Below are 11,770 nucleotides of genomic sequence, written 5' to 3'. Positions count from 1 at the left end.
CGGTGCCCCACCCGCTCGACAACCCGGCCATGGCCGCCCTGCTCGGCCCGCACGCCCACTTCGCGGAGCGGATCGGCCGGGTGCTGCGCTACCCGCCGGACGTCTCCCCCTTCGCCGCCATGCCCCCCGAGCCCGCACCCGCCGACTGGGTCGCGGCCACCGAACTCGTCGGGCCCGGCGGCTCGGTGACGGTGTCCGGCCCGCGCCGCGAGCCACCACCCGGCTGGGAGGTGCTGTTCGAGGGCGAGGGCGTCCAGCTCGTCGACGACGGCGTCACCCCGGCCCCGGCGCCCGACGCGGTCGTGCTCGGGGCCGCGGACGTCCCCGAGATGCTCGCGCTCGTGGAGCGCACCGACCCCGGCCCCTTCCGGCCCCGCACCGTGGAGCTCGGCACGTACCTCGGGATCCGCCGCGACGGCGAGCTCGTCGCGATGGCGGGCGAGCGGCTCCACCCGCCGGGGTGGACCGAGATCAGCGCCGTCTGCACCGCGCCCGAGCACCGCGGCCACGGCCTCGCCACGACGCTGGTCCGCGCCCTCGTCCACGGGATCCGCGCGCGCGGCGAGACCCCGTTCCTCCACGCCGCCGGCACCAACGTCACCGCCATCCGGCTCTACGAGTCCCTCGGGTTCCGGCTGCGCCGGCGCACCACCTTCGCCGCCTTCCGCGCCCCCGCGCTCGCCGAGGCGAGCTGACGCCGGCCGCACGTGCCGAGACGCACACCAGCGCGGCCACCACCACCCCCACGTACTGCTCACCGCCGAAGATCCGCGTGAGCAGCACCTCAGAGCACAGGCCACGACCACCAGGTCCGACTCGCGTGGGCAGAGCGGTCCCGCGCTGCTCAAGGTCCGGAGCGGCGGTGCCACCTGAGCAGTACGCCAACGCAGTCGCCGCCACCTCCAGGCGCTGCTGATCTCATGTTGATCAGCGCGAGCAGCACACCAGACCCCATGATCGCCGGTCCAGCGCGTTCTACTGCCCCGCCGCCGCCAGCGGTTCTTCGGCCAGCTCCACGCGGAAGGGGGCCGTGGTGTGCGCGCGCACCCACTCCACGGTGGTGCCGGTGGCGAGGTCGACGAGCACGAGGCCGTCCTCGTCGGTGCGGAAGGTCGCCGCCTCGGTGACGACGACGTCGACGGGGCGTTGGGCGGTGAGGGGGAACGTGCACTCCGGCACGATCTTCGGGGAGCCGTCCTTCGCGGTGTGGGTGGTGGCGACGACGACGGTGCGGGCTCCGACGAGGAGGTCCATGGCGCCGCCGACGCCGAGCACGGGCTTGCCGGGGATGGCCCAGTTCGCGATGCGGCCGGCGGCGTCGATCTGGAGGGCGCCGAGCACCGCGACCTCGACGTGGCCGCCGCGGATCATTCCGAACGAGGCCGAGCTGGCGAAGTAGGAGGCGCCGGGCCGGGCGGTGACGGGTTGCTTGCCCGCGTGCACGAGGTCCGGGTCGATCTGGTCGGGCGGTGGGGTGGGGCCGACGCCGAGCAGGCCGTTCTCGGTCTGCAGGTGCGCGACGTGGCCGGGGGGCAGGTGGTCGGCCACGAGCGTGGGGATGCCGATGCCGAGGTTGACCACGGCGCCCTGGCGGATGTGCGGGACCACGCGCGCCGCGATCCGGTGCTGGATCTCGCTCATCGGCTGAGCACCACCGCGTCGACGAACAGGTGGGGGGTCGCGACGGCCTCCGGGTCGAGCGCGCCGACCGGCACCACCTCGTCGACCTCGGCGATCACGAGGTCGGCTGCGGTGGCCATGTCGGGGTTGAAGTTGCGCGCGGTCTTCGAGTACACGAGGTTGCCCAGCTCGTCGGCCGCCCGGGCGCGCACGAGCGCGACGTCGGCGCGCAGGCTCTCCTGGTAGATGTGCGGTTCGCCGCGGATGATCCGCTCGTCGCGGCCCTCGCCGAGCGCGGTGCCCCAGCCGGTGCGGGTGTAGAAGCCGCCGATCCCGGCGCCGCCTGCGCGGATCGCCTCGGAGAGGGTGCCCTGGGGCAGCAGGTCGATCTCCAGCCTGCCCTCCTGGTAGGCCGCGACGACGTCGGGGTTGCTGGTGAAGTAGGACCCGACGGCCTTGCGGACCCGGCCCTCGAGCAGCAGCCGGCCCAGCCCGCGCCCGGGCTCCCCCAGGTTGTTGCTGATGACGGTGAGGTTCCCGGCGGTCGTGTGCGTGAGGAGGCCCTCGATCAGGGTGAGCGGGGCCCCGACCAGGCCGAAGCCGCCGACCATGACGGTGGCGCCGTCCGGGATGCGCGCCACCGCCTCGGCGACGTCGACGGTGACCCGCTCGGCGAGTGTGGACATGTGACGAGCTGACCACGGCGCCGACCCATACGTCCAACATCTGCTTCGTCTGAAACGGAACGATCCGCATATAAGATGTTGTCGTGCGCTACCGGCGGCTCGGGTACTTCGTGGCGGTGGCGGAGGAGCTGAGCTTCACCCGCGCCGCGCAGCGCCTGCACATGGCCCAGCCCCCGCTCAGCCAGCAGATCGCGCTCCTGGAACGGGAGATCGGCACCCCGCTGTTCGACCGCTCCCGCCGCAGCATCCGGCTCACCGCGGCGGGCGCCGCCCTGCTCCCCGAGGCTCGACGCCTGCTCGGCGACCTCGACGAGACCGTGCGGATGGTGCGCGGCATCGGCGAGGGCACGGTCGGCAGGCTGGCCGTCGGGTTCGTCCCCTCGGCGATCAACGGCGTGCTGCCCGACCTGCTGCGCCGCTTCCGCGCCGCGCACCCGGCCGTCGAGCTGGGCCTGCGCGAGATGACGCCCGACGCGCTGCTGCGCGCCGTGCAGGAGCGCCGCCTCGACGTCGGGGTGCTCTACCCGCCGGTCGGCGAGCCCGATCTGGCGCAGCGCCACCTCGCCTCCGAGGAGCTGCTGCTCGCCCTCCCCGAGGGCCATCCGGCGGGCGCGGCCGGTGCGGTGGCGCTCGCCGACGTCGCGGACGAGCCGTTCGTGCTCCCCGCACGGCACGACGTGCCCGGCCTGCACGCCGCGATCACGGCGCTCTTCGCCGAGGCCGGGATCGCGCCACGCGTGGCCCAGCGCGGCGTGTGGCTCGTGCAGACGGTGCTCGGGCTCGTGGCCGCGGGCATCGGGCTGGCGGTGGTGCCGTCGTCGGCGGCGACGCTGCGCCGTCAGGGCGTGGTGCTGCGTTCCCTGGACGAGGGGAACCACCACGTGGAGCTGGCCGTGATCTGGCGACCGGACAGCATCTCGACGCCCCTGGAGGGGCTGCTCGACCTCATGGAGCCGTAGCGCGGCCCGCGGACTCGGCGAGGTCGACGCCCGCCTTCGCGGCGATCCACCGCGCGAGCACGGTGTGGTCGGCCCCCGGCTCCGGGGTGTCGTCCAGGGCCTGCGCCGCCGCGTCTACCACGGCGCGCGCCACCGGGGTGGGCGTGCCCGTGTCCTCGGCGATCTGCAGCGCGGTGCGCAGGTCCTTGACCATCAGCGACAGTGCGAACCCGGAGTCGAAGGTGCCCGACAGCACGTAGGGCTCGTACTTCACCTGGGTGGCGTGGTTGCGCCCGGTGGAGCTGTTGATGACGTCCAGCATGATCTTCGGGTCGAGCCCGAAGCGGGTGCCGGTGGTGAGCACCTCGGCGGCCCCGGCGAGGCCGATGGCCGAGAGCAGGTTGTTGAGCGCCTTGAGGGCGTGGCCGGAGCCCGCCGGTCCGGTGAGCTGGATGGTCGTACCCATCGCCTCGAGCAGCGGCCGCACCTGCTCGACGGCGTCCGCGTCGCCGCCGACCATGATCGACAGCTCGCCGGTGACGGCCCTGGCCTGCCCGCCGGACACCGGCGCGTCGACGAACCGCACCCCGCGCCCGGCGGCGCGCTTCGCCAGCTCCACGGTGCTCGCGGGCCGCGACGAGCTCATGTCGAGCACGATCGCGCCCGGCTGCAGCCGGTCCAGCAGCCCGTCGCCGAGCAGCAGCGACTCGACGATGTCGCTGCTCGGCACCATCAGCAGGAGCACGTCCGCCTGCGCGGCCTCGGTGCGCGGATCCCCGGCGGGCACGGACAGCTCCTGCGCCCTGGCGGGGTCGACGTCGTGGACGACCAGGTCGCAGACGCCCGCCGCGGCGAGGTTGCGGGCCATCGGCAGCCCCATCACCCCGAGTCCGATGAACAGCACCCGCTTCGTCACCCGCACGACCTCCGCACTCGGCACGTCCGTCGTGCCGTCGGCATACGGTAATACGATCTCAGGCCGCGGGCGAGACCTCGGGGGTGACGGCGGCCGGACGCCGGGTGGTGATCGTCATGGCGACGCCGCCGAGGATCAGCGCCCCGCCGACGGCCTGCACCGCGGTGGGCACCTGCGCGAGCAGCAGCCACGAGGCGATCGCGGACGCCACCACCTCGAGCAGGGCCACGAGCGACCCGCGGGACGCGCCGATGCGCGCGATCGCGGCCACGCCGGCCAGGTAGGCGATCACCGACGAGACCACCACGAGCAGGAACGCCACCAGCGGCCACCCGACGTCCACCCCGGCGAGGAGCACGCCCGTGGCGGCGGTGTCGATCACGATCGGCAGCGCGCCCGCGACCCCGAGCAGCACCACGACGACCGTGCCCACGGTCATCCCGACGCCGGCGAGCACGAGCGGCGGGGTGCTGCTGCCCGCGCGGTCGGCGACCAGGAAGTAGGAGGCCTGGCACACGGCGGCGGCGAGGCCCCAGGCCAGGCCCTCCCAGCGCAGCTCGACGCCGGTCCACACCTGCACCACGAGGGACAGCCCGAACAACGCGATCGCGGCGCCGCACAGCGTGCGGGCGCCGAGCGGCTGCCTGCGCACCAGCCACACCCAGGCGAGCACGAGGATCGGGCCGAGGAACTCCAGCAGCAGGGCGATCGCGACCGGCACGTACAGCAGGGCGTTGAAGAACGCCACCTGCACGCCGGCCACCGCGAGCACGCCGTAGAGGAGCAGCGCGGGCGAGTCGGAGCGGATCGCGGCGATCACCCCGGGACGGGTCAGCGCCAGGACCACCAGCAGTATCGCCGCGGCGCCACCCATCCGGACGAGCACCGCACCGCTGGCCGACCAGCCCGCGTCGGTCAACGCCTTCGCGAACGGCCCCGACAGCCCGAACGTGACGGCGGAAACGACCGCCAGCGCGACACCGACCCCCGTACGTCCCCGCAACACGTGGCAGTCAACCGGGGCGGCGCCGCGCGCATTCCCCGGGCAGACGGGGCAGCGGGTCCCGGCCCGATCGGCCGCCGGGAATTCCTCCTGCCCACGACAGGCATTTTCATGGTGCAATTGTTTGGACGCGCGAGGGGATTCCGGACGGTCCGAGCGAGGTGGGCCATGACGCGGTCCGGTTCGAGGCGAGCGGTGCTGTCGGGGGCACCCGTCCGCCCACGATCGGCGAGGGGCACGCACCGACCGCTGCCCGCGGTGCACGACGTCGACCTGCGGCGATTGCTCGCGGTCGCGCGACTCACCCCTGCCCAGGCCGTCGCGCTCGGCACGGACGTCCTCGCCGCGCTCGAGGACCCGGAGGCGGCCGCCGGGTCGGCCGTGCTCGTCGGGCCCGACGGCAGGGCCCGCGTGGCCGGCTCGGGCCCCGCCGGGAGCCATGAGGCCCGGCTCGCCACCGCCGCCGCGGTACTCGACGAGCTCCGGGCGGCCACCGACGGGGAAGCGGCCTCCTCCCTGGAGCGCGCCGCGGCGGAGACGCGGTCGCCGGAGGGCCGCCTCGCGTTCGCGGCGGCGATCCTGCGCGAGGCCGACGCGCCCGAGGGTGCCCAGGCGCGGGCGGAGCTGTCGACCTTGGTCAGGGTGCTGACCGGGGTCGCGCAGCCGATCGTCGCCCCCAGCCCCCCGCCGCGGCGCCGGACCCGCCCGCGCCGCACCCGGCGGGCCCGCGCCCGGGCCCTCGTGGCGCGCAGCTGGAAGTGGGGACTGTCGCTGGTGCTGCTGGTCGCGATCGTCGGCGTCGAGATCGCCTTCCTGCAGGACCGGATCGCCGAGGACGTGCAGGCGGTGCTCGACGCGGGCCGGTCCGCGGCCGCGCCGGCGACGCCGACGGGGCTGCCCCCGGTCGTCCCGCCGGAGCCGGCGGCCGCGGGCCCGATCGACCGCGTCGATCTCCGGCCGGTCCAGCCGTGCGCGCCCGGCACCGCGTGCGCCCTGCGCACGCAGGTGGTGGTGCAGCCGCAGGCCGGACCGCAGACGGTCACGTGGAACATGCGGATCCTCGACCGGTGCACCGGTGTGGCGACCACCGTGCCGGGTGGGTCGGTCACCGTGCCGCCCGGCGGCGACCGGGCCGACGCGGTCGGCACCGTCGCGCTCCCCGACGCCGGTGCGCTGGCCGTCGTGGCCGTCGCGACCGCGCCCGCCACCGCGGCGAGCGCGCCCGTGGACATCCCCGGGAACGGGGCGTGCGCGAACTAGCGGAGAACGTGGATGGGGGGTGCAGGCATGCTGGTCGTGGAGCACGGCGATCACCCGGTGCCGGAGGAGCCCGAGCGCGAGCCGATGCGGCGCCGGGACACCCGCGGTCTGGCGTTCGACCTCGTGGCCGTCCTCGCGGCGGTCGCGCTCGTCGGCCTCGGGCTCGCCAACCTCTACGCCGTCGACGGTCTCGAGATGGCGGCCCGGCAGGCGGCGCTCGCCGGCGTCGGCGTGGTGGTGCTCGTGGCGCTGTGGCAGTTCCGGATGCGGGTGCTCACGGTGCTGGGCTGGGTGGCGTACGTGGCCGCCGTCGCGCTGCTGGCCACGGTGCACGTCGCCGGCGTGACGTTCAACGGCGCGAAGCGCTGGATCGCCTTCGGTGACCTCACGTTCCAGCCCTCGGAGCTGGCCAAGCTGGGGTTGCTGCTGGCACTGGCCGTGACGCTCGGCTCGAGCCGGCCGGCGTGGCAGCGCTTCACGTTCGCGATGGTGCTCGCCGCCGTCCCGATCTCGCTGACCGTGTTGCAGCCCGACCTCAGCACCACGCTGATCCTGCTGGCCCTCACGATCACGATGTTGATCATCGGCCGGGTGCCGGCCCGCTTCCTGGTGCCGCTGTTCGGGGCCGCGGCGATCGCGGCACCGCTCGCCGTCGGCCTGCTGCGCCCCTACCAGCTCCAACGGCTGGGCAGCTTCCTCGTCGGGGCCGAGGAGTCCCCGACCAGCGCCGGGTGGACGCTGCTCCAGTCGCACATCGCGATGGCCTGGGGGTCGCTCTTCGGCCGGGCCGACGACCCGCTGACCGGCCTGCTCGCCGAGTACCTCCCGGAGAAGGAGACCGACCTCGCGCTGGCGAGCCTCGTCGAGCAGTACGGGCTGGTGGCCGCGGCCTGCGCGGTGGTCGCGGCGGTCGTGCTGATCTGGCGGCTCGCGCTGGCCGCCCGCGCGGTGCGGCCCGCCGCGGGCGCGCTGGTGGCAGGCGGGCTCGCCGTGCTGTTCGGCGTGGAGGTCATCGTGTCGGCCGGAGGCAACCTCGGGCTGCTCCCGCTGGCCGGGGTGCCGTTCCCGCTGGTCAGCTACGGCGGCACCGCCCTGCTCGTGCACCTGGCCGCGCTGGGGGTCGCCCTCGGCGTGCGACGCGACGGGGCCCGGCGGCGGCTCTGGATGATGTCACGCTGGCGCAGCAGGCGGCCCCGGCTCGTGCGGGCGATCGCCCTGGCCGTGACCGTGCTCCTCATCGTGTTCGGCCACTCCGCGTGGACCCTGCTCGCCGAGCGCGGACCGCAGCTCGCCGCGGCGGGCGAGGACCAGATGACGCGCTGCATCCGCATCCCCGCGCAGCGCGGTGCGATCACCGACCGGCACGGGGCACCGCTCGCGTTGAGCGCCTCGGTGGCGGACGCGGGCACCTACGAGGTCCGCGCGGTGCCCAACATCGTGCTCTCCCGGCCGGACGACCTCGCCGGGCTCGCGGAGCTCACCGGGCGGCCGGCCGACGAGGTGCGCACCGAGCTCGAGGGCGTCCCCCGCACCACCCTCTCGGTGGTGGTGGCCGAGGTGCCCCGGGCGGTGGCCGACGCCGTCACCGCCGCCGGTCTCACCGGTGTGGTGGTCACGCCGACGCCCCGGCGCACCTACCCGACCGGCTCGTTGCTCGGGCCCGTGCTCGGGTTCGTCGGCATCGCGACGCCGAAGGAGACCGACCGGTGGCCGGGCCTGCCGTCGGGCGAGTTCGTGGGCCGGGCGGGCCTGGAGATGCAGTACGACGCGCTCCTGCGCGGGGTGAACGGGCGCCAGTGCGTGTACGTCAACCCCGTCGGCGTGCCCGTGGCGATGGCCGAGCGGGTCGAGCCGGTGCGCGGCGCCGACCTGCGGACGTCCCTGGACCTCGGGTTGCAACGGCAGCTCACCGCGAGCCTCGAGGCCGCCCTGCGCGCCGGCACCGGGCGCGGCCGGGTCGCGGCGGCAGTGGCGATGGACCCCCGCGACGGGCAGGTCCTGGCGATGGCGAGCCTCCCGTCCTACGACAACAACGTCTTCGGTCCCCCGCTCGACGCCGCGGCCCTCGACGCGGCCGCGAAGGCACCCGGCCACCCGATGCTGGAGAAGGTCACCCAGGCGGCGCTGCCACCGGGGTCGACGTTCAAGCTCGTGGTGGCCACGGCCGGCGTGCTCCACCCGGTGTTCCCGCCGGAACGGGCGATCCCGACGGGCGGCAGCTTCACCCTGGGCGGCCACACGTTCGGCAACTGGCGGGTGATGGGCCCGATGAACCTCGTGCAGTCGATCGCGTGGTCCAACGACGTCTACTTCTACAAGCTGGCGAACGCACTCGGCCCGGAGCCGCTGATCGAGGCCGCCCACGCGCTCGGCGTGGGCTCCCCGACCGGCATCGACCTGCCCGGGGAGTCGCCCGGCTACCTCGGCACCCCGGAGTCCGTCACCGCGGCGGGCGGCCACTGGTACGGCGGGTCGACGGTCATCCTCGGCATCGGGCAGGGCTACCTGCAGACCACGCCGCTGCAGAACCTGCGGTGGACGGCCGGGATCGCCACCGGACAGATGGTCACCCCCCGGCTGGGTCTCGCCACGGGCACCGAGGGGAGCACCTACACGGCGTTGCCCGCCCCGGCCCCGTCCCCGCTGCCCTTCGCCGACCGGCTCGGCCCGATCCGCGAGGGCATGCGCGGCGCGGTGACCGGTGGCACCGCGGCGGCGCTCTCCGGCCTGCCGATCCCGGTGGCGGGGAAGACGGGAACGGCGCAGGACGGGAGCCTGCCCGACGGCTCGTACGACAACTGGCTCTCGGCCGTCGCACCGGCGGACAACCCCGAGCTCGTGGTCACGGCCGTGGTCCAGGGCTCGGGGAAGGGCGGCAACAACGTGAAGGGCGTGGTGGCCGGCGCATTCCAGTACTACGCCGACCACCGGGAGGAGATGCTCGCCACCGGGCCGATGCAGCAGCCCACCGGATGAGCAGGAGGTGAGCCCTACCTCCAGCCGAAGGCGTCGAGGACCCCCGGGGCGTGCAGGCTCAGGGCGGCGCCTTCGGCCACGCACGTGAGCGGGGAGTCGGCCATCTTCACCGGGAAGCCGAGCATCTTCTCGAGCCGCTGGTCGAAGTCCCTGGTGAGCGACGCCCCGCCGAACGCGACGACCCCGTCGGCCAGGATGTCGCTCGCGGCGTCGGGCGGCAGGTCGTGCAGCGCCGCGCCCAGGGTGCGGATGATCTCCTCGGTGATCGGGCGGATCACCTCCGCGATCTCCGCCGTCGAGATCGTCACCAGCCGGGCGTGCCCGGTGCCGGCGTCCAGGCCCGGCACCGGCAGGCTGGGCTCGCTCGCGACCCCCATCCGGATCTTGAGCTCCTCCGCGGTGCGCTCGCCGACGATGAGCTGGTGGTGCTCGCGGAGGTGGCGGAAGAGCGCAACCGTCATCTCGTCGCCCGCGACGCGGCAGGAGCGGGAGGTCAGCACGCCGCCGTAGCAGAAGGCCGTGGCCTCGGCCGTTCCGCCGCCGACGTCGACCACCATGTGGGCGCGCCGGTCCATGGGGTCGATGCCGCACCCCAGCGCGCCCGCGATCGGCTCGTCGATCGCCGTGGCCCGGTGCATCCCGGCCTCGTCCGCCGCGGCGAGCAGCGCGCGGCGTTCCAGATCGGTGGCGCCGGACGGCACGCCGATGGCCACCCGCCCGTGGACCCGGCTCCAGGGGTTGGACACCGCGCGGCGCAGCACCGCCCGCAGGTAGGTCCGGGCTGTGTCGAGGTCGGTGATCACCCCGTCCTGCAGGGGCCGCACCGCCTGCATGCCCGCGGGCACCCGCCCGAGCAGGTCCGCCGCCTCCCGCCCGATCGCGACCAGCGCGCCGCGGCGCCCGCCCCGGCGCCGCCGCAGCAGCACCGACGGCTCGTCGTACACGACCTCCTGGTTGATGTCGTAGACGACGGTGTTGGCAGTTCCGAGGTCGATTCCGAAGTCCGACACACCGCCTCCCCCACACCCCGCGTCGCCGATGGACTCGCCCCGGGCCCCGCCAGCGTTAGTGTGCGCGGTCGGTCCGGGCGGCGCAGGCTCGACGCCGCCAGGTAGGAATGGCGGTGTGCGACTGAACCAGTGGACGGTGCAGACCACCGACTCGCCCATCGGCACTGCCCACGCCCTGCTCGACCGCCGCGCGAAGGAACGCGAGCTGCTCGACCTCTCGCAGGCGGCGCCCCAGTACCCGGCGGCCCCCGAGGTGCTCGAGCACATCGTCGCCACCGCCCGCCACCCGCGGGGCGGCGACTACGTGGGGATCGCGGGCCTGCCGCACCTGCGCGAGGCGTTCGCCGCGGACCTGTCCGACGCGTACCGGGGGCGGGTGCGGGCCGAGGACGTGATCGTCACATCGGGGTGCAACCAGGCGTTCTGCCTCGCGGTATCGGCGCTCGCCGCGCCGGGCGACGAGGTGGTGCTCACGCTGCCGTACTACTTCAACCACGACATGTGGCTGCGTATGGCCGGGATCGTGCCCGTGTACCTCGAGCCGGGTCCCGACATGGTGCCCACACCCGAGGCCGCGCAGGCCCTGATCACCCCGCGCACCCGCGCGATCGTGCTGGTGACGCCCGGCAACCCGAGCGGCGCCACCGCAGCGCCGGAGCGGATCGCGGCGCTGGCCGAGGTCGCGGCCCGCCACGACGTCGCGCTCATCCTCGACGAGACCTACCGGTCCTTCCGCGACACCGAGGAGCCCCCGCACGAGCTGTTCTCCGTCCCGGACTGGGGCCGCACGGTCGTGAGCCTGCACAGCTTCTCCAAGGACTTCGCCATCCCCGGCTACCGCGTGGGTGCGCTGGTCGGCTCGCCGGAGCTGGGCCGGGAGGTCACGAAGCTGCTCGACTGCGTGGCGATCTGCGCGCCGCGGATCGGGCAGGAGGCGGCGTGGGCCGGGCTCACGGCGGCCCGGGAGTGGCGCCGCGACCGGGCCCGGGAGATCGCCGACCGGCGGCACTGGTTCCGCACGGTGATGGCCGACCGGCCCGGCGGTTTCGAGCTCCTGTCTGTGGGCGGGCTGTTCGGCTGGGTGCGCCACCCGTTCCCCGGCCGGCCCACCGAGGACGTCGTGCGCCGGCTCGTCGTCGAGCTCGACACGCTGGTCATCCCCGGTACCGCCTTCCTCCCGGACGACCGCGGCACGTTCCGGGTGAGCCTCAGCAACGCCGACCGCGACGCGCTCACCGACTTCGCGGGGCGCCTCGAGATCGCGGCCGGCTGACCGGCCCGGCGATCACTGCGCGTCACCGCATCCAACCTGTGCGGGCGACGCCCGGAGCTCTCTTTCGGGTCCGGGCGCCGTTGCTAGC

The 11,770-nt window shown here is 74.7% G+C and carries 10 protein-coding genes; 5 read left to right on the top strand and 5 right to left on the bottom strand.

Annotated features, from left to right (window positions below; genetic code table 11):
• Nucleotides 1-2: 2 nt before the first annotated feature.
• Nucleotides 3-695, top strand: a complete 693-nt coding sequence (locus ACFPL3_RS19570; RefSeq protein WP_343945438.1) for a GNAT family N-acetyltransferase — start codon at nt 3-5, stop codon at nt 693-695.
• A gap of 280 nt (nt 696-975) precedes the next feature.
• On the opposite strand, the gene ACFPL3_RS19565 is transcribed toward ACFPL3_RS19570, so the two are convergent.
• Complete coding sequence (locus ACFPL3_RS19565; protein WP_343945431.1) at nt 976-1,641, bottom strand: 3-oxoacid CoA-transferase subunit B; 666 nt, start codon at nt 1,639-1,641, stop codon at nt 976-978.
• The gene (locus ACFPL3_RS19560; RefSeq protein ID WP_343945432.1) at nt 1,638-2,306 is read right to left on the bottom strand and encodes a CoA transferase subunit A; all 669 of its coding nucleotides are present in this window, start codon (nt 2,304-2,306) and stop codon (nt 1,638-1,640) included. Before ACFPL3_RS19560 ends, ACFPL3_RS19565 begins: the two co-directional genes overlap by 4 nt.
• A gap of 83 nt (nt 2,307-2,389) precedes the next feature.
• On the opposite strand from ACFPL3_RS19560, the gene ACFPL3_RS19555 reads away from it, so the two are divergent.
• Nucleotides 2,390-3,265: a LysR substrate-binding domain-containing protein gene (locus ACFPL3_RS19555; RefSeq protein WP_343945433.1), complete on the top strand. Its 876-nt coding sequence runs from the start codon at nt 2,390-2,392 to the stop codon at nt 3,263-3,265.
• Here ACFPL3_RS19555 and ACFPL3_RS19550 read toward each other — a convergent pair.
• Entirely contained in the window at nt 3,252-4,160 is a 909-nt protein-coding gene (locus ACFPL3_RS19550) for an NAD(P)-dependent oxidoreductase (protein ID WP_343945434.1), read from the bottom strand. The two genes, ACFPL3_RS19555 and ACFPL3_RS19550, sit on opposite strands and share 14 nt — an antisense overlap.
• 58 nt (nt 4,161-4,218) lie before the next feature.
• Complete coding sequence (locus ACFPL3_RS19545) at nt 4,219-5,166, bottom strand: EamA family transporter (RefSeq protein ID WP_343945435.1); 948 nt, start codon at nt 5,164-5,166, stop codon at nt 4,219-4,221.
• A 255-nt stretch (nt 5,167-5,421) separates the two neighbouring features.
• Here ACFPL3_RS19545 and ACFPL3_RS19540 point away from each other — a divergent pair, with 255 nt between their 5' ends.
• Nucleotides 5,422-6,423 carry a hypothetical protein gene (locus ACFPL3_RS19540; RefSeq protein ID WP_379589471.1) on the top strand — a complete coding sequence of 334 codons (1,002 nt, stop codon included), beginning with the start codon at nt 5,422-5,424 and terminating at the stop codon, nt 6,421-6,423.
• 27 nt (nt 6,424-6,450) lie between these two features.
• Complete coding sequence (locus ACFPL3_RS19535) at nt 6,451-9,399, top strand: FtsW/RodA/SpoVE family cell cycle protein (RefSeq protein ID WP_343938006.1); 2,949 nt, start codon at nt 6,451-6,453, stop codon at nt 9,397-9,399.
• A 14-nt stretch (nt 9,400-9,413) separates the two neighbouring features.
• Here the strand turns inward: ACFPL3_RS19535 and mreB are convergent, their stop codons facing one another.
• Nucleotides 9,414-10,409, bottom strand: coding sequence for a rod shape-determining protein (gene mreB, locus ACFPL3_RS19530; RefSeq protein ID WP_343938008.1), 996 nt, complete (start codon nt 10,407-10,409; stop codon nt 9,414-9,416).
• 115 nt (nt 10,410-10,524) lie between these two features.
• Between mreB and ACFPL3_RS19525 the strand changes: the two genes are divergently transcribed.
• Nucleotides 10,525-11,682: an aminotransferase gene (locus tag ACFPL3_RS19525; protein WP_343938010.1), complete on the top strand. Its 1,158-nt coding sequence runs from the start codon at nt 10,525-10,527 to the stop codon at nt 11,680-11,682.
• Nucleotides 11,683-11,770 lie beyond the last annotated feature (88 nt).

This window comes from Pseudonocardia zijingensis, from assembly GCF_042657305.1.
In the GTDB taxonomy this organism is placed as follows: Bacteria; Actinomycetota; Actinomycetes; order Mycobacteriales; family Pseudonocardiaceae; genus Pseudonocardia; species Pseudonocardia zijingensis.
The sequence above is the reverse complement of the archived record's forward strand: the minus strand, read 5'-3'. Positions and strand labels throughout refer to the sequence as shown.

Coding starts and splice junctions, on each gene's coding strand:
- ACFPL3_RS19565 (WP_343945431.1), bottom strand. CDS start 1,641: ATGAGCGAGATCCAGCACCGGATCGCGGCGCGCGTGGTCCCGCACATC.
- ACFPL3_RS19560 (WP_343945432.1), bottom strand. CDS start 2,306: ATGTCCACACTCGCCGAGCGGGTCACCGTCGACGTCGCCGAGGCGGTG.
- ACFPL3_RS19535 (WP_343938006.1), top strand. CDS start 6,451: ATGCTGGTCGTGGAGCACGGCGATCACCCGGTGCCGGAGGAGCCCGAG.